The following is a 22,387-nucleotide window of genomic DNA, read 5'->3' as shown; positions in this document are numbered from 1 at the left end:
CCTTCGATACAGAAAACCATGGTCTAAGGTCGTTAAGAAGGGTCCACAACTCCCTTTGATACGGAAAACTATGGTCGAAGGTCGTTAAGAGGGTGTCATAACGCCTTTCGATTCGGAAACCTCTGGTCGAAGGTCCTTAAAAGAGGTTCATAACGTCCTTCGATACAGAAACCCATAGTCGAATGGCGATATGAGCCCTTCAAGCCCCACATTGCCGACCTGATCCCTACTAAAGCCGAGACAACTTACTAGTCAAATTCATAAAATTAATACCCTTGTAGTAACTATTTTTCACCAGTACATTAGGTCCTAGGCAGCGTACTTCAGGACAGTGGCAATTTAATGATCGGGCTAAATCGGTATCAAGCCATTTGTCGAAAATGTCCGTGAGTTGATCAGATTGGACATTCCCCAGCGCCGGAGTATCACCAAAATCCGTCACAATGACATCTCCCGTAAAAATATTAATGTTCAAACGGGAACGGCCATCTGGATCATTTCGAACTGTAACATTTTTCGCAGCATATAAGCGTGTCAACAACTCCAAATCCTTTTCATTGCCACTGCAAGCGTAAAAAGGCAAGGTGCCAAACAACATCCAAGTATTTTCATCTCGAATATCCAATAAATGATGAATTGCGGAACGAATCTCATCTAATGACAGCGTTTCTAAATTGGATGCAAAATCAGATGGATACATTGGATGAATTTCATGGCGCTGGCATTTCATTTCCTCCACAATTTGCTTGTGGATTTTCTCGAGGTAAGGCAGGGTCCGCTTGTTTAACATCGTTTCGGCTGAAACCATAACACCAGCTTTAACTAATTCCTGACTATTTTCAATCATGCGTATAAAAAGCTTCTGTCTTTGCTCATACGTTGGCTTCCGTTCCATCATGGCAAAGCCGCCTTCAATAAATTCTTCCTCCGTACCCCAATTGTGAGAAATATGTAGTACATTTAAGTAAGGGATGATTTCCTCGTATCTAGCTAATTCCAGCGTTAAATTCGAGTTGATTTGCGTTTTGACCCCACGATTATGTGCGTATCGAAGTAAGGGGACTACATATTCCTCCACGGATTTCCTCGACAGCATAGGTTCTCCGCCTGTAATACTTAGTGCCCTCAAATGTGGCACCTCTTCAAGCCTCCTAAGTAATAAATCAACGGACAGTCCCTTAGGATCCTTTGGCTGTAGAGTATATCCAACTGCACAATGCTCACAGCGCATATTGCATAAAACTGTTGTTGTAAATTCAATATTGGAAAGAGTAAGCTTTCCAAACTCATCCATATCCTGATAGGCTTCCCATTGATCGTTTGCAGGTTTTACCTGCAGCATATTTTTAATCATTTTGCTCTCCTTTAAAATAAAATCCATTATCATCTAAAATAAAATGCTCTTATGTCAAAGATAAGCTTACAACTTATAAGAAATGCCTAAAAGAGTAGATTCGTTTTTTTATAAAAATAAATTGACGGAATGCCTAGGACAGTTTATTATATACCATATTAACGACTATTTAACGACAATTAAAAATAGTCGAAAAATTGGTTTTGTTTGGAAAAACGATAAAAAAGGGGAAATGAACGTGCAAAAAAGGGAGATGACGTTTGGTCTTGCCATTATTCCGCTATTGGTAATGATTGTGGTCATGGCAATAGCGGTAGTTGTATTAGAACAAGGGCCGCATATTCCGCTTATTGTGGGAACCTCAACTGCTGCTATTGTAGCATGGCGTGTAGGATTCAAATGGGATGAAATTGAAGAGATGATGTATAAGGGGATACGTCTAGCTCTTCCTGCAGTCATTATTATTATGCTAGTAGGTTTAACGATTGGTGCTTGGATAGGCGGCGGAATCGTTGCGACTATGATTTATTATGGGTTAAAAATTATTACACCATCTCTATTTCTTGTAGCTATCTGTGTTATTTGCTGTATCGTTTCATTGGCAATTGGAAGCTCCTGGTCCACAATGGGTACGATTGGGGTTGCGGGAATGGGAATTGGCTTAAGTATGGGAATTCCTGCTCCGATGATTGCGGGTGCAATCATTTCTGGCGCTTATTTCGGAGATAAAATGTCACCGCTTTCAGACACGACTAACTTAGCGGCAGGTTTAACTGACACGGATTTATTTGTCCATATTAAACATATGCTTTACACAACGATCCCAGGGATCACGATTGCTTTAATCGTTTATGCTATTATGGGAAGAAAATTTGCGGCTGGAGCCATGGATGCACAAAGCATTGATCAAACGATTCAGGTTCTTCAGGACAGTTTTGTTATTTCTCCATTCCTATTAATAGTTCCTGTTCTCGTTATTGTTCTCGTTGCTAAAAAAGTTCCAGCCATACCGGCTCTTATTATTGGTATCTTGCTAGGTTTCCTAGCTCAGATTTTTGTACAAGGCGGAAATGTTGCCGATGCGGTCGCTGCTTTACAAAGCGGATTCCTCATTGACACTGGCAATGAAATGGTTGACAATCTCTTTAACCGAGGCGGTTTAGATGAAATGATGTATACTGTTTCAATGACAATTGTGGCGATGACATTTGGAGGAATTTTAGAAAATACAGGTATGCTTCAAGCGATTGTGAACCAATTATTAAAGCTTGCAAAATCTGCAAAGAGCTTAGTAGCTTCAACAGTTGTATCATGTTTTGCAACAAATGTTTCTTGTTCAGAGCAGTATATTTCAATCGTTATCCCATCTCGCATGTTTGCAAAAGCTTATCGTGATAAAGGCTTGCATTCTAAAAACTTATCCCGTGCACTGGAGGATGGGGGAACGCTAACCTCTGTGTTTGTTCCATGGAATACTTGCGGTGTATTCATCCTTGCAACACTTGGTGTTCATACATTTGAATATGCTCCATACGCAATCTTAAACTTTGTTGTTCCAATTCTCTCAATCATCTTTGCATATACTGGTTTCTCTATTGTAAAGCTAACTGATAAGGAAAAGCTTGAGCTGCAGAAAAAAGATGAACTAGTAATGAAGGCGTAACATAAAAAAGGAAGGTTCCTTAACAGAACTTTCCTTTTTTCCTTAAAAATAAATCGGGATATTCAGTTTATATAGAGCTCGCGGACGGCCCTGCTGATAGGTCATCTCCTCACCGACAATCTGAATGTACCCATGGTCAGTTAGCTTTTTTATCATTCTTTCAGCTGTACGCCTAGTGACTTGAAGAAAATCTGCCAGATCAGCTGAAGTAAACTGATGAATGTCCTTGGAAAACTTAATGATTTTTGAGAGGTTGGCAGGGCTTAATTTTGCTTTTTGTGCGATAAGGTATAAATCAGGGTGATCATTTACGAGTTTTTGCTGTTTATGCAATTGTGGGAAAGGGCCAAGAAGATCCTTTTTTTCTGTTAAAATAAAACAACAGTTGCTATTCTCATTTTTCTCGGCAAAACCTAAAGCAATTAGGGCATTTTTTTCAGCTTCCTTCATGGTCGCACCATAGCCAAAGCCAATGGCATTACCATCCGTTTTAGAAAATAATTGATTGAGGTCTTCATGTCTCATCGACTCTATGTCTCCTCTAGTGCTGTACAAGACAAACTGAGAATCATTTAATTGCTGAACAGTTGCATAAATCTCGTGTGCAAATGTATCAAGATTTTTCCGTTGTTGTTCATTTAGTGAATCAACGGATATATAGCCGACAGCCACTTGTGAAGCTTGGCTTTTCACATACTCAGCCTTTGCCTTCGCATCCTGTAGACCGCGAATCAAGGCAGTCTTTGGATCAGCCATCCGAATGGCAGGAACGCCTTGAAGGATTAATTGGTTATAAACAACATGTACACTTGTAATCGCTAAATCAATTTCCCCTTGCTTCCACAATAAGTGATGAAAGGAAACAAGCTGTTCAAAGTCATACGGTTCTTGCAGTAAAATATCCTCATAATCTCTAACATGCAAGGGGCTTGTCTTAATATCAACTGCATCCAGGACGTTGGAAACAATGGAAGCATCAAATAAATCAATTGAAATTCGATCCAATGAAATCTTCTTATGGTATAATGCAGCAAGCAGCGTTGAGGCGACCGTCATTTCATCCTGTGCTAAATAGAGGATAGGGATCGGCAATTGTTCATGATACTTTTGGGAAAATAAATAGGGCAATGTACCGGATAGGAAGACAACGTCACATGGCTTAATTTGTTTAATTAAGTACTCAGCTTCCTGTGGCTGTTTATAAATATACCCCTCTAATTCAATATTTGGGACTTGTTCCGAAACAGATTGAATCTGTTCGAAAAATTCAGCTGAACCTATGACAGCGATTTTTGTTTGCATGTTTCACCTCTTGAAGGGGGATTTTATTTTTTATAATTAACGACTGTTTAACGACAACTATAACAAATTATTTGAAAATTTTAAACGAAAAAGGAGAAAAATTTTATGAAAATAACCGCTATCCATCTTTATGCTATTCATTTACCGCTGCATGTACCCTTTGTTGTCAGCTATCACACTTACAATGATATGCCTTCTGTTATTGTTAAAATTGAAACAGACGAAGGAATTGTTGGATACGGGGAAGGTGTAGCAGATGAGCACGTGACTGGGGAATCGTTAGAGGGTGTTTACACCATTATTAAAAATACACTTGCACCTGTTCTTATTGGCCAAAACCCAATGGAAATCGAAAAAATTCACGACATAATGAATAAATCGATATACGGAGCTCCAACGGCTAAAGCAGCTATTGATATTGCTTGCTTTGATATTATGGGCAAAAAAATACAGCAGCCGGTTTATCAGCTGATTGGCGGACGTTATCATGATGAGTTCCCAATTACACATGTGTTAAGCATTGCCGAACCTGAACATATGGCAAGTGAAGCTACTTCCATGCTTGAGCAAGGCTATCGTTCTTTTAAAATGAAGGTGGGCACAGATGTCAGGAAGGATGTTGAGCGTATTCAAGCTGTCCGTGAGAAGGTTGGGGATGATATCGCCATTCGAGTCGATGTGAACCAAGGCTGGAGAAATAGTGCCAACACTCTTGTCGCATTAAATCAATTGCGCGATTGCCATTTAGATTGGGTAGAACAGCCGGTTGTGGCTGATGATATAGATGGGATGGTTGAAATAAACGCGAAAACAACAGTTCCTCTCATGATTGATGAAGGCTTAAAGGGACAGCGAGAAATGCTCGAGATCATCCAAAAGCGTGCAGCCCACAAAGTCAATATTAAATTGATGAAGTGCGGCGGCATTTATCCCGCGGTCAAACTTGCACACCAGGCAGAGTTAGCTGGAATTGAGTGCCAGATTGGATCTATGGTTGAATCATCTGTCGGCTCTGCTGCAGGCTTCCATGTTGCTTTTTCTAAAAAAGTCATCACAAGTGTTGAGCTTACAGGGCCATTAAAATTTTCAAAGGATATCGGCAATCTTCATTACGATGTTCCATTTATCCGCTTAACTGAGAAACCGGGGTTAGGTGTAGATATAAATGAAGAAGTATTGAATGAATTAACCGTCTTACAGGATGTTGTTCGCTAGGAGTGGTGTTTAGGTGATGCATATATATGAAGGAACGTTAATTAAGGAAGGCCAAAAGATCCCCTTTGTTGTCCAGCCTTTAACGATGGCGGATGTAGCAAGGATTTTGGAAGTTCAGGATCAAGTCATTTCACATCTAAATGGAAAAAATACACTTCAGCCACTGACCGAGGAAGAGTTTCAATATATTTTAGAGGGCAATGGATTGATGATTGGGGCATTTGTTGATGGAAAGCTAATTGCTTTTCGTGCTTTATTAGTGCCCGTTATGGATGAAGAGCACTTAGGGCTAGATATCGGCCTTGGTGAATCTGAACTGTCAAAAGTTATTTATCAGGAAATCTCAAATGTCCTACCTGATTATCGCGGAAATCAGTTGCAGAAGACGTTGGCTGGGCTGATTATGAAGGAATTATCTAAGAATGATCATGGCTATCGATATGTTTGCTGTACCGTGGCTCCATTCAATATTCCTAGCTTAAAGGATAAATTCTCACAAGGCATGCGGATAGCTGCGCTGAAGGAGAAATATGGCGGCAGCCTACGTTATATTTTTGTGATGGATTTGGAGGAGAGCGCGGAGCCTAATTGGAGCGAGAGCATGTTTATTCCAATGGGGGATACGGAAGCGCAACAAAAAAAGCTTTCTGAAGGCTGGAGAGGAATTCGGATGGAAGTGAGGAATGGGGAGCTTTCGGTGGAGTATTGTCGGGTTAAATGAGGGTGGGGGTGTTATATACGCCCATAGTGAAGGAAAATGGTGTAGAAGGTAGCTAAGAAGGGTTTATTACTCCCTTCGTAAAGAAAAAATGCAGTGGAAGGTAGTTAAGAGGACTATATAACGCCCTTCATGAAGAAAAAATGCAGTGGAAGGTAGTTAAGAAGGTTTTATAACTCCCTTCATGAAGAAAAAATGCAGTGGAAGGTAGTTAAGAGGACTATATAACACCCTTCGTGAAGAAAAAATGCAGTGGAAGGTAGTTAAGAGGACTATATAACGCCCTTCGTGATGAAAAAATGCCGACGAATATAGTTAAGAAGGGTTTATTACTTCCTTCGTAAAGAAAAATGTAGCTCGAAGATAGTTAAGGATGAACGTCTTCACGTATCCAAAGGAAAATCGTCATAATTTTATTTAACCAAACAATTGATCATAATATAAATATTCAATTTGCGAAAAGAGGAGTTTTTCGGTAGTATGTTATCGTTACGAAAGGAGAGAACATTTTGGGTAGTCCGATACAAGATAAAAACAACCAAGTGGTATTTTTAAAACAGCGGTTAAATATGTTTCTTGACGTTCTGGATGCTATTGAGCCAGAAGAAGCAGATATTGATGATATCGACCGTCTGATAGAAATCATTGACGACATTGAATCGAAATGCCGCGAATTCAATAATCGTGATTAAAAAAGAGCCTTAGTGGCTCTTTTTATTTTGGAATCCAGTTAGTATGGTCACCTTTTCCTCAATCAGAATGAGTGCTTTATCTTTAATTACCTCCATTTTAGGAGTATAATATAGACGGCAATTATAATTATTTGAAAAAATAGATATACTCGCAAAGGGGAAGGGGAACGAGGATGAATATCGAAAAGTTTCAAGAGAGTATGTATCAGCTAATTGTTGAAACATCAACAAGGCTTCCAAAAGACGTACGTCGTGCAATTCAGGCTGCGAAGGAAAATGAAAGTGCTGGAACTAGATCAGCTATGAGTTTAGCGACTATCACGAATAATATTAAAATGGCTGATGATAATGTTTCACCAATCTGTCAGGATACAGGTCTTCCAACCTTCAAAATTAAGACGCCTGTTGGTGCAAACCAGCTTGAAATGAAAGAAGCAATTAGAAATGCGATTGTACAAGCTACGAAGGATGGAAAGCTTCGTCCGAATTCAGTTGACTCGCTAACAGGGGATAATAGCGGGGACAATCTTGGATTAGGTGTTCCAGTTATTAAATTTGATCAATGGGAAAATGATTATATCGATGCCCGCCTTATTTTAAAAGGGGGCGGCTGTGAAAATAAAAATATTCAATACAGCTTGCCTTGTGAGCTTGAAGGACTTGGTCGTGCAGGCCGTGATCTCGATGGCATTCGTAAATGTATCATGCATTCGGTTTACCAAGCACAAGGACAAGGGTGTAGCGCTGGCTTTATCGGCGTTGGTATTGGCGGAGATCGTTCTTCAGGATATGATCTTGCTAAGGAACAGTTATTCCGTTCAAACGATGATGTAAATCCAAATGAAGATCTTCGCAAAGTTGAAGAATATGTCATGGAGAATGCCAACAAGCTTGGAATCGGTACAATGGGCTTTGGCGGAGAGACAACCCTATTAGGCTGTAAAATTGGTGTGATGAACCGTATTCCTGCCAGCTTCTTTGTTTCTGTAGCCTATAACTGCTGGGCATTCCGCCGTTTAGGTGTTGCTGTAAATGCTGAAACTGGTGAAATCAACGAATGGATGTATCAAGAAGGCGAAAACATCGATTTCGCTGCAACTGAGGCTGAAAAAGAAACAGCGGCAGCTGCCGAGACAAAAGCTGAAGTGATTACTTTACAAGCTCCTATTACAGAAGAACAAATTCGCAACTTAAAAGTTGGAGATGTCGTTCAAATTAACGGCAGAATGTACACTGGCCGTGACGCGATCCATCACCACTTAATGTCACATGACGCACCAGTTGATTTAAATGGCCAAGTTATTTACCACTGTGGTCCTGTTATGCTGAAAGATGCTGAAGGAAAGTGGCATGTGAAGGCAGCGGGTCCAACAACAAGTATTCGTGAGGAGCCATACCAAGGCGATATCATGAAGAAATTTGGCATCCGCGCGGTGATCGGAAAAGGCGGAATGGGTCCGAAAACTTTGGCAGCTCTTCAAGAACATGGCGGTGTGTACTTAAACGCAATCGGCGGTGCGGCTCAATATTATGCGGATTGTATTAAGGATGTTGAAGGCGTTGATTTGATGGAATTTGGTATTCCTGAAGCAATGTGGCATTTAAAAGTTGAAGGATTTACTGCTGTAGTCACAATGGATTCACACGGAAACAGTTTGCATGCGGATGTTGATAAATCATCTTTAGAGAAGTTGGCTCAATTTAAAGAGCGCGTATTTTAATATTGTTTGGCTCTAGTCATTGAAATGGCTAGGGCTTTTTTTATGGAGTTTATTGGCATGGTTTGGCGCGAATGTTTTGCCTGCCTGCACAAACAATAAGAAAAAATAAAAGAGGAGTGCAGAGATGAAATCACTTAGACATTTGCTCATATTAAGTGCCATTTTCTTGTTTTTTTCATCAACAGCCTATGCCAATTACGCCAACTCTCCTATTCATTGGGGATTTAAAAAGGGCTCAAATGAGCAGCCAGCCGATGCAGGTAAAGGTTTAGATGATATGCTAGAACGGCTGGGTGCCTACTACAAAGGAGATACAACGAAAAAAGAAATTTATTTAACCTTTGATAATGGCTATGAAAATGGCTATACAGAAAAAGTTTTAAACGTATTGAAAAAGGAAAAGGTGCCAGCAGCATTTTTCATTACGGGGCATTATTTAAAAACTGCACCTGATCTAGTCAAACGAATGGCCAACGAAGGTCATATTATCGGCAACCATTCCTGGCATCATCCTGATATGACAACTATTAGTGACGAGAAAATTGCTAAGGAATTGGAAATGGTACGGGAGGGGACGGAACAACTAACAGGAATAAAAACGATGGCATATTTGCGCCCACCCCGCGGCATTTTTAGCGAACGAACGATTAAAGTGGCTAAACAGCATGGCTATACTCACATCTTCTGGTCCTTAGCTTTTAAAGATTGGGTGGTCGATCAGCAAAAAGGCTGGCAATATTCCTACGACAACATCATGAAACAAATTCATCCAGGGGCCATTCTGCTGCTTCACACCGTATCTAAAGACAATGCCGATGCACTGGAAAAAGCGATACAAGATTTGAAAAAGCGGGGCTACACGTTTAAAAGCTTGGATGATTTGATGATGAGTATAGGCATGGAGGAGAGAATGCTATATTGAAGAATTTTTGGGTAGTGGCCGATATATTATATTGGTAGAACTAACCGATATAATCAAAAAGTGACCGATATATTGGTGGAACTGACCGATAAACATCAGCATTGGCTGATATATTTATTAATTAGACCCAATAATGGGTCTTTTTATGTTTCCAAGATACAGCTTTAGTCAAAGCATAAGAAAAAATGCTATAATGACGGAAAAATGGTTAAAGGACGGATCATTCTTGGAAACAATACAAATAAAAGGCCCTTACAATTTTGATCTTGTACTGGACAGGCTTTCCATCGACCCGCTTAATCAAGTGGATATAGTCAATCGATCGGTAAAAGTGCCACTGCTGATTGAAGATGAACCGATTGTGGCAATAGTAAAAGCAAATGGAACAACTTTAGCCCCCGAATTCTTGATTGATGGGACAGAGGGCAAATATAAGGAAAAAGCCGATAAAAGATTAGCGGAAATTTTTCAATGGCTTACTCCACTTGAAATGATTGGCCAACATTTCAAGAATACGGACCTTAAAGAGATCTTTGAACAACACTATGGCACACCCATTGTTCTCGATTTTTCACCGTATAACTGTCTATTAAAATGCATTATCCACCAGCAGCTGAATATGTCCTTTGCCCATACTTTAACAGAGCGGTTTGTCAAAACTTTCGGATTTGAAAAAGAGGGCGTTTGGTTCTACCCCCTGCCGGAAAAAGTCGCCGAGCTTACCGTAGAAGATCTTCGTGAGCTCCAGTTCAGCGGACGCAAAGCGGAATATGTGATTGGCATTGCTAAAGAAGTAATAGAAGGAAACCTCAACTTTGATGAACTAAAATCACAATCAGATGAGGACATTTTTAAACAATTAATTAAATTGCGCGGAGTTGGACCATGGACGGTTCAAAATTTCCTCATGTTTGGTCTAGGCCGTCCAAATCTTTTTCCAACGGCAGACATAGGCATTCAAAATGCCTTGAAAAAATTATATCAATTAGAAGCGAAACCAGCTGTAGAGCAAATGGAGAATTATTCAAAAGGCTGGGAACCTTACTTAAGCTATGCTTCCCTTTATTTATGGAGAAGCATCGAATAATCTGGAGTGATCGAGCATCATGAAACAAGAACAAACAGCAAAACTCAAACTAAATCAAACTTTTCCACTGACAATTAAACGGCTCGGAATAAATGGTGAGGGCGTAGGCTATTTTAAAAAGCAGGTTGTCTTTGTGCCTGGAGCATTGCCTGGGGAAGAGGTTGTTGTTGAAGCAACGAAGGTAAACCCAAAATTCGCAGAGGCAAAAATAAAGAAAATCCGTAAAAAGTCAGAGCATCGTGTCCAGCCGCCATGCCCGATTTATGAACAGTGTGGGGGCTGCCAGCTTCAGCATTTGCAATATAGCCAGCAGCTGAAAGAAAAACGTGATATTGTCATTCAGGCGCTGGAAAGACATACGAAGTTGAACCCAAATCAAATTGATATTAAAGATACGATCGGAATGGACGACCCATGGAATTACAGAAATAAGAGCCAATTCCAAGTTGGACTAAAAGACGGAAAAGTGCTGGCTGGTCTATATGGAATGAATTCCCACCGTCTTATCAATATTGACCAATGTGCAGTTCAGCATCCGCAAACAAGCAATGCAACTGTAACCGTAAAAAGGATACTGCAAGATCTGAAAATACCGATATATAATGAAAAAACAAGAAAAGGTCTAATTAGAACAATCGTTACAAGAGTCGGCATTCAAACAGGCGAGCTGCAAATCGTCTTAATTACAGCAAAAAAAGAACTTCCGAAAAAAGATCTCATTATCCAAGAGATTAAAAAGCGACTGCCAGCAGTGAAGTCCATCATCCAAAACATTAATGGACAAAAAACATCCTTAATTTTTGGTGAAGAAACAGTCAATCTTGAAGGAAATGACTTTATCCAAGAAACGCTTGGCGATCTATCCTTCGAACTGTCAGCACGGACATTTTTCCAGCTAAACCCTGAACAAACGGTCAAGCTTTATAATGAAGTGAAAAATGCGGCAGGATTAACAGGGAAAGAAAAAGTAGTGGATGCCTATTGCGGAGTCGGAACGATTGGCTTATGGGTAGCGGAGCAAGCGGCTGAGATTCGCGGAATGGACATCATCCCAGAATCCATCGAAGATGCTAAGAAAAACGCTACTCGTCATGGGATTAAGCATGCTAAATATGTCACTGGAAAAGCTGAAGTCCTGCTGCCGAAATGGGTAAAAGAGGGATGGAAGCCAGATGTTATCATTGTGGATCCTCCACGGACAGGGCTTGATGAACAGCTTTTAAAAACGATTTTGAAAGTGAAGCCAAAGAAGGTTGTGTATGTATCATGTAATCCATCGACTTTGGCGAAGGATATTGATGTATTGAGTTCTAGTTACAAGGTTGATATGATTCAGCCGGTGGATATGTTTCCTCAAACGGCGCATGTGGAAAATGTGGCAGTGTTGGAGCTGAAAAATAAATAAGGTGACTAAAGAAGTCTAGAGATAGGCTTCTTTTTTATGGATAAATAACAATAATGCTTGTTATAATTTGAGTGGTTCCTGAAGAGGAATGATAAAGAGTATTCGACAATTGTCAGGTACCAAATAGTATAACCACGAATCGTATTCCTCTTTAGCGGAATCAAAATTTCTAGTACTATTCCCTAATGGTTTTTATTTAAAAAAAGCAGACGGTAATTCGAGAATCTTATACAGATTCTATTGAACATCTGCTTTTAAATGAATTTAAAGTAAAGTTGTTGAAGCGTTTATTCAAAGATGCATTAATATTACCAACTATTTTTCAAAACAATTTTTCCTATCGCCTTACCTGACTCCATATACTCATGGGCTTTTGAGACCTCATCAAACGTAAAATATTTGAATCCAAAAGCGGACGCAGCTTCCCTTCCTCAACCAAACTAGCAACCTTCTTCAAAAATTTCTTTGATTAAGATACTAATCTTAGACCGATTACTGCCACTACTACCAATGCAATAAAGAAAATACGCAATTTATCTTTGGACTCACCATAGTACAACATTCCTATGATCGCACTACCTACAGTTCCAATTCCTGTCCAAACTGCATAAGCGACACCTAAAGGAACGGTCTTCATCGCAAGATTAAGAAAGGTAAAACTAAAAATAAAACCAATCAATATAATTAGGAATCCTTTTAGTTTCTGACCTTTCCCCATAATCTGCATACCAGTAACACCAACAATTTCAAGAATACCTGCGATAATTAAGAATAACCAACTCATCCTTCTTGACTCCTTTCTGCATCCTGCTTACCGGTGACAAGTTTTAACCCAAGCACTCCCACAAGCAGTAAGACAAGAAAGAAGAGCATACCCAAATTAAAAGGTGCATGAAAGATAATGATATCAACTAACACTGTTCCAACTGTACCCAATGCTACAAAAACGGCGTATACTGTACTTGTAGGTAAAGTTGTAGCAGCTCGGACAAGCAGTATAAAACTAACAACAACTCCTATAATAGTAAAAGTCCATTCTAAAGGCGAGTTGGCATGTTTTAATCCTGTGGCCCAACCAACTTCAAAGATGCCTGCAATGATGACTAAAATCCACATATTTGTTCAAACACCTTCTTTGTTTTATAATTAACTAACGGTAGTTAGTATAACGTTGATTTTGTTTATTTTCAACTGTTTTTTTGAAAGGATGAAGGAATTGAATACGAAAGACCAAATTATTGAAGCAGCTAAGCGTTTGTTTGCTCAGCACGGCTATGAAGGCACAACGTTATCGCAAATCGCAAAAGAAGTAGGGATTCAAAAACCCTCGATATACAACCACTTTAAAAGTAAAAATGATTTGTACTTATACGTAGCAGACATGGTTATGGACGCTTTACTTATGAGAATGCAGGATACATATGAGAGACATAGAAATGAGGATTTAGAAACAAGGCTTTATTTATTATTTAAAAATAGCTGTGATTTTATTCTAAATAAACAAGAAGGTATGATGTATGTACGCTTTTTACTATTTCCACCTGTAGAATTAAAAGAAGAAGTTAAAGCAATTGTAGAAAAAGGAGATAATGAAATAGACGAGATTGTAAACAAATTATATACTCAAGGAATAGAAGAAGGACAATTAAGAGATATACCTGAACAAACGTTCCAATCAGCTTTTTATTTCTTGTTAGATGGATTATTTACGGAGAGCTTTATTTATGATGATTTTCTAAATCGCTTTGAAAAAGCTTGGACTGTATTTTGGTATGGAGTATCCAAATAAAGTGTGCGAAAACAAAAGATGAGAATTAAAGGACAAAGATTGAAAAAAGACAGCTGCCGTTTAATAAGCTGTCTTTTTCAATCTTTGTTTTGCTTGCGTCAAAGACGCAATGCACTTATTTAATCTTCAAGGACACCATGAACTTCGTATGGTGCCCGTTTTCTCCCTATTTGAAAAAATTTATCCGTTTACGATCGTGCCGCCGTTCACATGAATAATCTGCCCGCTTACATAGGATGAATCGTCACTTGCCAAATATACATAGGTTGGTGCTAGTTCGTATGGCTGTCCTGCACGTCCAAGCGGTGTGTCGGTTCCAAATTGAGCTACCTTATCGACAGAGAATGTAGATGGGATTAGTGGGGTCCAAATGGGTCCCGGCGCTACACCGTTTACACGAATTCCTTTTCCTGAAAGTGACATCGCAAGAGATCTAGTAAAGGTAACGATTGCCCCTTTCGTTGCTGAGTAATCAATCAGCTGTTCATGTCCGGCATAGGCTGTTATGGAAGTGGTATTAATAATGGAACTGCCTTTTTGTAAATACGGCAGAACCATTTTTGTTAAATAAAAATAAGAAAAAATATTAGTCCGAAAGGTTCTTTCCAGTTGGGAAGAAGAAATATTCAGGAGACTATCCTGAGGGTGCTGCTCTGCAGCGTTGTTTACTAATACATCTATTTTCCCAAAATGGTCAATCGTTTTATTGGCAATCTCCCTGCAAAAGGACTCATTTCCGATATCTCCTGGAAGTAATAAACATTCTTGCCCTTCCGCCTCTATTAATTGCTTTGTTTCGTCTGCATCTTCATGCTCTTCTAGGTAGTTGATCGCAATATTTGCCCCTTCTTTAGCAAAATAGATGGCTGCTGCTTTTCCAATTCCGCTGTCACCACCTGAAATGAAAGCTATTTTTCCTTTTAATTTCCCTGATCCCTTATAATTGGGATCAATCGAGGTTGGTTTTGGATCCATTCGACTTTCTAATCCAGGCTGCTTGTTTTGATGCTGTGGGGGAAAAGCGTTTCGCTTTGGCTGATTTTGTTTGTTTGGCATGTTGAACGAACCTCCAACTAGTATTTACTATCCTAGTATGGAGTAAACTAGCACGGATTATTTGTCAGGTGTAATAGTGCCCTTATTGGGTAGTGAATCGTTTGCCTTGGCGTGCGCAATAGGGGACAGATGTATTAATTTAGATTAGTCTTCTTACTATCATTGATAAGCGGCGTAGACCATCCTCTAAATTTGAAAGAGATGCAAAGGAATAGGAAATACGTAGATATTGGTCAGCCTGAATATCATAAATATTTCCCGGATTTAGTAATATGCCTTCTGCAAGTGCCGTTTCAAATAGTTTTCTTATTGAAATGGGCGGTATTAATCGTATCCAAACATAAAACCCTCCCTTTGGTTTTTCCCATGTTGCCAAATTAGAAAAATACTTATTTAAAATATTTAAGGTAAAATCTCTTCGTATTTTCAGTTGTTTTCTAATTTCATTCAGATGTTGATCATAAAGTCCACTGGAAAACCATTCTACAGCAGCCCATTGTGACAAGGAACTTGAACCATAATCAGTTTGCATTTTAATATCTGCTAAGTGCTCAATAACCGGCTCTGGACCAACTACCCAGCCAATTCTAAAGCCGGGGCTTAAAGTTTTAGATAAACTTCCCAAATATAGAACAAGTCCATTTTTGTCGAATGCCTTAACAGGATTTGGAGGTCTCTCTTCGAACCATAATTCCCGGTAAACATCATCTTCGATTAAAGGTAATTGTTCTTGTTGACATTTGTTTAACAATTGATTACGCCTTTCAACAGTCATTAAAGTTCCAGTTGGATTTTGAAATGAAGGAATTGTATAAAGTAAAGCAGCTTTATTCAGCTTTTTATATTGTGGAATATCATTCACCTTAATCCCTTCTTTATCCAATGGAATGCCAACTAAACGCATACCCGCTGACTCAAAGACATGAAGTGAATGAAGATATGATGGTTTTTCCGTTAATACAGTAGAGCCTTTATGTAATAAACCAACACTAATAAGTTGCAAGGCTTGCAGGGCACCTGAAACAATTAAAATGGAAGAAGGGGAAGCCTCAATACCAATCGTTTTTAAATAGTTACTTATTTCCTCCCTTAATGGCAATAGCCCTTTTGGCTCTTCATAACCATAAGAAAGTTCTTTCATAGACAGCTTTTCAAAAATTTGTTTCATTGACCTACCAGCCAAGAGATCAGGTGATAATTCGCCGGTTCCTAAACGGATGATGTTAGGAATAAATTCTGCATGATTAATTTCTTGAATGGTTGGTAGGTTAGGTTTGTGAATCCCCGACTTAACATATGAACTCCAATCAGGGGGGGATGAAGTAGCTAATAGATTCCATGTATTATTAATCACCCTCGTACCGCTGCCACTTTTTCCTTCAATAAGTCCTTCTGCAGTTAATTCATCAAAGGCAGTAACTATTGTGCTCCGATTTACTTCCAAAACCTTTGCTAACGTGCGTTGGGGTGGAAGCTTATATCCTATCGTCCATTCACCATTCGATATTTTTTCTTTCATAAAATCAGCAATTTGCTTATGCAATGGTATAGGTGAGGACTTATTGGGCTTCCAATTAACTGAAAACATAAACGGTTCTCCTTTTTAATCATTCTTTATACCATTATATTACTTGGTTGGTATAAAATCCATCCAATTGGTTGGAGACAATGTGAAAGATACTAACTAAAATAAGACTAGTTAATAAAAAGAAAAGGAGAACTTTGGATGTTAGAGCCATTTATTCATGGAAGTATTCTTGCACTAGGACTTATTTTGCCTCTTGGCGTTCAAAATGTTTTTGTTTTTAATCAAGGGGCACTTCAACCACGTTTTATTAGAGCCTTACCCGTTGTCATTACAGCCTCTTTTTGTGATGCTTTTTTGATTACGGTATCTGTGTTAGGCGTTTCATTACTTATTTTAAGCTCATTTTGGATTAAAACGATTCTTTTAGGGGCAGGTTTTATCTTTTTAATTTATATGGGATGGACAACATGGAATAGTAAACCTAGTAATGAAAGAGAAGATATCGCGAAGAAATTTACATTAAAAAAACAAGTATTGTTTGCAGCATCCGTTTCCTTGCTGAACCCGCATGCAATCATGGACACGGTAGGTGTAATTGGTTCAAGCTCGTTAAGATACGATGGAGATGAAAAAATAGTTTTTGCTGTTTCGTGTATTTTGGTTTCTTGCGTTTGGTTTTTAGGGCTTGCATTAGCTGGACGAATCACTGGAAAACTCGATAAATCAGGTAGTTTTATGTTGACATTAAATAAAATATCAGCCTTAGTCATATGGGGGGCTGCCGTTTACCTTGGAATATCTTTATTTTAGGATCTTGGAAATGTAAGGATAGAAATGATAAGTAGGGGCTATCCCATAAGTCAGTGTTGACAATGGTAAAGCCCCAGATTGTTATGGTTCTACTACTACACCTATAGCCCTTACTGTTGTTTTTTTATAATAATGACAAATAAGCTTGCAAATAAACAGAAAACTCCTGCCAATAAAAATGCCCAAGTGTAAGTATTGAAATATTTATAGACTATACCTCCACCATAAGCAGCTGCTGCAGCACCTGCTTGGTGGGATGCATAAATCCAACCATAAATAATAGCACTCTTCTGAAGCCCAAAGATTTGTCTTGAGATATTAATAGTTGGTGGAACAGTAGCCACCCAATCTAAACCATAAAAAATAGTAAAAACAATAATCCAAGTAATATCACCCTTCATTAATGCAAAAGGTAGGAATACGAGAGAACCCCCTCTAAGCAGATAATACCAAAATAAGAGCCAGCGATTATCGAAACGATCTGACAGCCAGCCAGATAGGGTTGTTCCCACAATGTTAAAAACGCCCATAAATGAAAGTAATGAAGCAGCAGTAACTAGCGGAATTCCAAAGCTAATACAGTAAGAAATAAAATGAGTCCCAATCAATCCACTCGTTGAAAGTCCACACATAAAGAAACTACCTGCTAATAACCAAAATTCTTTTGCCTTCACAGCATCGAATAATCCTTTGAAAGCAATGACTATCGGATTTCCATTTTGAGTTTCATGCATTTCCTCCATATCTTCACTTTGACCATATGGAAGAATCCCGATGTCTTTCGGTGAGTTTTTCATAAATAAAAAGATGATGATGAACATAATGATGCTAAGAGCAATGATTAACCCCATAGCCCATCGCCACGAGTAACTTTCGATAACCATTGCTAAGACAGGAAGTAATATTAATTGGCCCATAGCCGTACTTGCCGTTAATATTCCGGTTGCAAGTCCCCTTTTTTCTTTAAACCAATGATTTGCCACATATGGACTTAATACCGTTAAGAAAAGACTTGATCCAAGTCCAATAATAATTCCCCAAATAATAATCAAGTGCCAAGATTGATTCATTAAGTAAGTTAATAGGAGTCCAATCAGCAAGGTTCCCATAGAGGCTAGCATCATTTTCTTTAGTCCTATTTTTTCTAGTAAGGCTGCCATAAACGGGCCTGATACTCCATAGAAAAACAGACTAATACCAAAAGCAAGGGAAATCACGGGACGATCCCAGCCAAATTCACTTTCAAAAGGAGTTAAGAAAACCCCTGATGATGCCATAACAATTCCAGCTGCAATGATGGAAAAAAATGTTACGGTCAGAATAAACCAGCTAAAGTGAATACGTTTCAAAACGAAACCGCCTCTCTATCTATGATTCTTAATTTTAGCTAGTAATTAATCATGTGTAAAATTGAAGTTTATGAAGTGAATCATTGATTTTTCTGATACTATTGAAATAAGAGAATAATAAGGGCGGGTGATGTGATGGAAATACGCCATTTTGTTACGTTTAATAAGGTTATTGAAACGGGTAGTTTCACACAAGCGGCAGAACATTTAGGTTATACTCAATCCACAGTGACCTCTCATATTCAAACGCTTGAAGAGCATTTAGGCGCACCTCTGTTTGATCGGATGGGGAGAAAGGTCAGATTGACTGAAATTGGCAAGAAACTGTTACCTTATACACAGGAAATTTTAGATACTTATGGAAAAATTGAAAGCATTACTAGTGAGGGGAAGGAAATTAGAGGGACGTTAAAGATTGCGGCTCCTGAGTCACTAACTGTTTACCGCTTAGAACCAATATTAAGAGAATATCGAAAGAAATTTCCTCATGTAAGCATCCGTTTAAGTAACGCCACTTGCGGAGATAACAAGAAAGCAATCGTTGATGGTAGTGCTGATGTTGCGTTTGTCATGTTGCCACAGTTTAAGGATTCAGATTTAGTCATCCATCCGTTAATGAACGAACCGATTGTTCTCATTGGAAGTCCTGATTGTTCACTGAGTAGTTTACCTAAAAGCTACGAAAATCAGAAGCTTAGCGAGTGTTTCATTACGAACGAGAAAGAAGCCAGTTATCGAAGAATATTTGAAGAGTTTCTACGGGATAGAGGGATTGCACCTTCCAACATCATGGAATTTTGGAGTATTGAGGCGATAAAGCGTTCTGTCATGAGTGGGCTTGGCATTTCTTATTTACCTTTAATGACTGTACAGGATGAAATCAAGGAAGGAAAATTAAAAATGATTCCTTGCGAGGCTGATTTAAAACAAATATACTCCCAAGTCGTTTATCACAAAAACAAATGGGTTTCCCCTGCATTATCAAGTTTTATAGATATTACTTTGAAACATGCAAAAAACTGGTCATGTGTGGAGACTGTTTGTTGATGAGATTATGGAACAGGGGCAAGCGCGTAATGGTATATCCACTTCCCTATTTTTTTGACATTCTCCATTACGAAGAAATAGCTAATGAAAAATTGATAGAGCATATTAATATGGTTGGGAAAGAGATATACAGGAAAGGTTGATAGTGCTCTTGATGAGGGTCGAAAGGAAAAAGTGTTCGGCTTATACGAACAAGAATTGCAGCGGAAAATGATTATTCTTACTCCTAAATCTCATGAAGAAGAATATTTGTATCGTTTCTCTAAAGCATATGTCGTCCACTACAATCCAAATATACCCAAAAGTAAAGTATTTAAGGTGAAGCGAGGTTAGGGAATTTGACAAAGGGACAAGTTCATTGTCTCAACAAAAGTAGTAAAATCAAGAAATCTAGGCGATAATTAACAAGATAGTTTAGTGTATATTAAGTCAAAGGAAACAGAAAAAATCACTTACGATTAATGGGTTAATTTTTGCGGATTAAGTAAAAAAGAAGTTATAAAAATATTTAACGAAGAGGTTTTATTATGAAAAATGAAAATAGGCAATTGTCACCTGAACAAAGTGAAGAAATACTTGAAATATTGAAAGACCGTTTTGAGAAAAACATGAACCGCCATGAAGGTCTTGAATGGGCAAAAGTCCAAGCAAAGCTGGAAGCTAATACTGAAAAATTGTGGTCGCTCAATGAAATGGAAGCAACTGGTGGTGAGCCGGATGTTGTTGGCTATGACAAAAAAACGGACGAATACATTTTTTATGATTGTTCAGCAGAAAGTCCTAAAGGGCGCAGAAGTGTTTGTTACGATCATGAAGCGCTGGAGTCACGGAAAAAACATCCACCAGAAAATAGCGCTATTGGTATGGCGACTGCGATGGGCGTTGATCTTTTAACGGAAGAACAATACCGGGAGCTGCAGATACTTGGTAATTTTGATATGAAAACATCGAGCTGGGTGCATACACCTGCGAATATTAGAAAACTTGGCGGTGCTATCTTTTGTGATCGTCGTTACGACACTGTCTTTATGTACCACAATGGAGCAGATTCCTACTATGCTGCAAGAGGTTTCCGTGGCTCTCTAAGGGTTTAAGTTTTAGAGAAAAACGATGCCAGATGTAGAGGTGCAGGTGGCATATACCCCAAGTGGGGATAGATTTTTCCATAAGGTTATTTCATGTATCTTTTACGTTATTTTTAATAAGAGTTATGTGATATCGCATGTAAGAGCGGTCACTGAATTGATTATAAAATTGTAAGGCCTAAATAAACTTTTGCTAGTTAAAAGTAAATTCCTGTTAAACCGACTCTGATTTCGTTTAATATACTTTTGCGATTTCAGGGTCTTTTTCTACCTTTTTCATAAAAAAACAATCTCTATTATCAAAAAACAGATATTAAATTTCAGTTACTTGACAGTGTTTAATTATATAAATATACTTACTTACATAAAGTAACTTAAGGAGCAGTTACCAATTTGAAACAGATTGGTGCGAATGTATGAGAAGAATCAATCATCCTTTTGAAAATCGCATCAAGTTATAATATAGGAGGTATCCGATTGGCTGCTAAAGAAAGTGCCGGTATTGAAATTGGTATTTACACACTTGCGGATATAGGTCCGAACCCCCTTAATGGAAAGACGATAACGGTTAAGGAAAGAGTAAAAGAAACCATCCAAGCCGCAAAACTTGCTGATGAGGCGGGACTAGATGTATTTGGGGTAGGAGAACATCATCGTCTGGATTACGCTTCCTCTTCTCCTGCTGTTCTATTAGCTGCTATTGCACAAGTAACAAACCATATTAGATTAACAAGTACAACAAGTGTTTTAAGTACGCTTGATCCTGTTCGTCTATTTGAAGATTTTGCTACATTGGATTTACTTTCCGATGGCCGAGCTGAAATACTGGCTGGCAGAGGAGCATTTATAGAATCATTTCCTCTTTTCGGTTATAGTACAAATGATTATGATGAGTTGTTTGAAGAACATATGGACCTTCTATTACAACTGACCAAAAATGAGACTGTCACATGGTCAGGGAAATTCCGTTCTTCTTTAAGGAATGCTGAAATTGCCCCAAGACCGGTACAAGAAAAATTACCAATTTGGATTGGAGTTGGGGGTACACCTGAGAGTGCCGTTCGTGCTGGAAGGTTTGGAGTGGGAATGGCTTTAGCAATTTTAGGTGGTCATCCAAGACGTTTTAAGCCACTTGTCGATCTTTATCGCCAGGCCGGAATAGACGCTGGACATGCACCAGAAACATTAAAGGTTGGTGTAACCGGCCATGCCTATATAGCTAAGACAACTCAGCAAGCAAAGGATGAGTTTTATCCTTATTACTCGAATTACTGGGGATATGTAAACCGTCAGCGTGGAATGGGGACAAGGATGTCAAGAGATGACTTTGAACATATGGCTAGTCCGGATACTGCTTTGTTTGTAGGGAGTCCACAGCAAGTCATCGAAAAGATCCTGAAACAATACGAACTCTTTGGGCACCAACGTTTCCTTGCCCAGTTGGATATAGGTGGTCAACCTTTTAAGAATGTTGCAAAAGGGATTGAATTGTTAGCAACGGAAATTGCTCCAATCGTTCGAAGAGAAACACGTTTACAGTAACGGGTAAGCAGAATAAATTTTATAATCAAATAAAAAACAAAGTACCATTAGTGTTCAGGCTAATGGTACTTTTTATGTTTAACAAAATAATAACATTATTAA

At 38.7% G+C, this 22,387-nt stretch carries 21 protein-coding genes and 1 pseudogene; 14 read left to right on the top strand and 8 right to left on the bottom strand.

Annotation, left to right across the window (positions count from 1 at the left end):
- Positions 1–229: 229 nt before the first annotated feature.
- Complete coding sequence (gene yfkAB / locus V7122_RS20830; protein ID WP_335354843.1) at positions 230–1,354, bottom strand: radical SAM/CxCxxxxC motif protein YfkAB; 1,125 nt, start codon at positions 1,352–1,354, stop codon at positions 230–232.
- 232 nt (positions 1,355–1,586) lie between these two features.
- On the opposite strand from yfkAB, the gene nhaC reads away from it, so the two are divergent.
- Entirely contained in the window at positions 1,587–3,017 is a 1,431-nt protein-coding gene (gene nhaC, locus V7122_RS20825) for a Na+/H+ antiporter NhaC (protein ID WP_438824728.1), read from the top strand.
- Between the two features lie 42 nt (positions 3,018–3,059).
- On the opposite strand, the gene V7122_RS20820 is transcribed toward nhaC, so the two are convergent.
- Positions 3,060–4,319: an HTH domain-containing protein gene (locus V7122_RS20820; RefSeq protein WP_335354844.1), complete on the bottom strand. Its 1,260-nt coding sequence runs from the start codon at positions 4,317–4,319 to the stop codon at positions 3,060–3,062.
- 105 nt (positions 4,320–4,424) lie between these two features.
- Here V7122_RS20820 and V7122_RS20815 point away from each other — a divergent pair, with 105 nt between their 5' ends.
- The 7 genes from V7122_RS20815 (at position 4,425) to rlmD (ending at position 12,079) form a co-directional block, all read left to right on the top strand.
- Positions 4,425–5,534 carry a mandelate racemase/muconate lactonizing enzyme family protein gene (locus V7122_RS20815; protein WP_335354845.1) on the top strand — a complete coding sequence of 370 codons (1,110 nt, stop codon included), beginning with the start codon at positions 4,425–4,427 and terminating at the stop codon, positions 5,532–5,534.
- 13 nt (positions 5,535–5,547) lie between these two features.
- Entirely contained in the window at positions 5,548–6,255 is a 708-nt protein-coding gene (locus V7122_RS20810) for a GNAT family N-acetyltransferase (protein ID WP_335354846.1), read from the top strand.
- Positions 6,256–6,761: 506 nt separating this feature from the next.
- A complete protein-coding gene (locus tag V7122_RS20805) occupies positions 6,762–6,944 on the top strand; it encodes an SE1561 family protein (protein WP_335347086.1) in 183 nt (60 codons plus the stop codon).
- Positions 6,945–7,117: 173 nt separating this feature from the next.
- Positions 7,118–8,665, top strand: a complete 1,548-nt coding sequence (locus V7122_RS20800; protein WP_335347085.1) for a fumarate hydratase — start codon at positions 7,118–7,120, stop codon at positions 8,663–8,665.
- Between the two features lie 124 nt (positions 8,666–8,789).
- Positions 8,790–9,587, top strand: a complete 798-nt coding sequence (gene pdaA, locus V7122_RS20795) for a delta-lactam-biosynthetic de-N-acetylase (RefSeq protein WP_335347084.1) — start codon at positions 8,790–8,792, stop codon at positions 9,585–9,587.
- A gap of 193 nt (positions 9,588–9,780) precedes the next feature.
- Entirely contained in the window at positions 9,781–10,674 is an 894-nt protein-coding gene (locus tag V7122_RS20790; RefSeq protein ID WP_335354856.1) for a DNA-3-methyladenine glycosylase family protein, read from the top strand.
- A 19-nt stretch (positions 10,675–10,693) separates the two neighbouring features.
- Positions 10,694–12,079 carry a 23S rRNA (uracil(1939)-C(5))-methyltransferase RlmD gene (gene rlmD, locus V7122_RS20785; RefSeq protein WP_335354847.1) on the top strand — a complete coding sequence of 462 codons (1,386 nt, stop codon included), beginning with the start codon at positions 10,694–10,696 and terminating at the stop codon, positions 12,077–12,079.
- A gap of 308 nt (positions 12,080–12,387) precedes the next feature.
- Here the strand turns inward: rlmD and V7122_RS20780 are convergent.
- The 3 genes and pseudogenes from V7122_RS20780 to V7122_RS20770 all read right to left on the bottom strand — a co-directional run.
- Positions 12,388–12,521 (bottom strand): annotated as a pseudogene (locus V7122_RS20780) (zinc-binding dehydrogenase); the annotation flags it as partial.
- A 27-nt stretch (positions 12,522–12,548) separates the two neighbouring features.
- Positions 12,549–12,863 (bottom strand): DMT family transporter, encoded by a 315-nt coding sequence (locus tag V7122_RS20775; RefSeq protein WP_335345958.1) that lies wholly within the window; start codon positions 12,861–12,863, stop codon positions 12,549–12,551.
- The gene (locus V7122_RS20770) at positions 12,860–13,195 is read right to left on the bottom strand and encodes a DMT family transporter (protein WP_335354848.1); all 336 of its coding nucleotides are present in this window, start codon (positions 13,193–13,195) and stop codon (positions 12,860–12,862) included. The genes V7122_RS20775 and V7122_RS20770 overlap by 4 nt, the downstream gene beginning before the upstream one ends.
- Before the next feature lie 100 nt (positions 13,196–13,295).
- On the opposite strand from V7122_RS20770, the gene V7122_RS20765 reads away from it, so the two are divergent.
- Positions 13,296–13,868 carry a TetR/AcrR family transcriptional regulator gene (locus V7122_RS20765; protein ID WP_335354849.1) on the top strand — a complete coding sequence of 191 codons (573 nt, stop codon included), beginning with the start codon at positions 13,296–13,298 and terminating at the stop codon, positions 13,866–13,868.
- 180 nt (positions 13,869–14,048) lie between these two features.
- On the opposite strand, the gene V7122_RS20760 is transcribed toward V7122_RS20765, so the two are convergent.
- Positions 14,049–14,924, bottom strand: a complete 876-nt coding sequence (locus tag V7122_RS20760; RefSeq protein ID WP_335354850.1) for an SDR family oxidoreductase — start codon at positions 14,922–14,924, stop codon at positions 14,049–14,051.
- A 139-nt stretch (positions 14,925–15,063) separates the two neighbouring features.
- Positions 15,064–16,512, bottom strand: a complete 1,449-nt coding sequence (locus V7122_RS20755) for a PLP-dependent aminotransferase family protein (protein WP_335528807.1) — start codon at positions 16,510–16,512, stop codon at positions 15,064–15,066.
- A 138-nt stretch (positions 16,513–16,650) separates the two neighbouring features.
- On the opposite strand from V7122_RS20755, the gene V7122_RS20750 reads away from it, so the two are divergent.
- Positions 16,651–17,262: a LysE/ArgO family amino acid transporter gene (locus tag V7122_RS20750; protein ID WP_335528804.1), complete on the top strand. Its 612-nt coding sequence runs from the start codon at positions 16,651–16,653 to the stop codon at positions 17,260–17,262.
- Positions 17,263–17,372: 110 nt separating this feature from the next.
- Here the strand turns inward: V7122_RS20750 and V7122_RS20745 are convergent, their stop codons facing one another.
- A complete protein-coding gene (locus V7122_RS20745) occupies positions 17,373–18,611 on the bottom strand; it encodes an MFS transporter (RefSeq protein WP_335528801.1) in 1,239 nt (412 codons plus the stop codon).
- A 135-nt stretch (positions 18,612–18,746) separates the two neighbouring features.
- Here V7122_RS20745 and V7122_RS20740 point away from each other — a divergent pair, with 135 nt between their 5' ends.
- From V7122_RS20740 to V7122_RS20725, 4 genes are all read left to right on the top strand, one after another.
- Entirely contained in the window at positions 18,747–19,658 is a 912-nt protein-coding gene (locus tag V7122_RS20740; protein ID WP_335528798.1) for a LysR family transcriptional regulator, read from the top strand.
- A 114-nt stretch (positions 19,659–19,772) separates the two neighbouring features.
- Positions 19,773–19,991, top strand: a complete 219-nt coding sequence (locus tag V7122_RS20735; RefSeq protein WP_335528797.1) for a hypothetical protein — start codon at positions 19,773–19,775, stop codon at positions 19,989–19,991.
- A 194-nt stretch (positions 19,992–20,185) separates the two neighbouring features.
- On the top strand, positions 20,186–20,752 hold the full coding sequence (locus tag V7122_RS20730; RefSeq protein ID WP_335528794.1) for a DUF4256 domain-containing protein: 567 nt from the start codon (positions 20,186–20,188) through the stop codon (positions 20,750–20,752).
- A gap of 468 nt (positions 20,753–21,220) precedes the next feature.
- Positions 21,221–22,285 carry an LLM class flavin-dependent oxidoreductase gene (locus V7122_RS20725; protein WP_335528792.1) on the top strand — a complete coding sequence of 355 codons (1,065 nt, stop codon included), beginning with the start codon at positions 21,221–21,223 and terminating at the stop codon, positions 22,283–22,285.
- Positions 22,286–22,387: the final 102 nt, after the last annotated feature.

It is taken from the genome of Bacillus sp. JJ1532, from assembly GCF_036965085.1.
In the GTDB taxonomy this organism is placed as follows: domain Bacteria; phylum Bacillota; class Bacilli; order Bacillales; family Cytobacillaceae; genus Cytobacillus.
The sequence above is the reverse complement of the archived record's forward strand: the minus strand, read 5'-3'. Positions and strand labels throughout refer to the sequence as shown.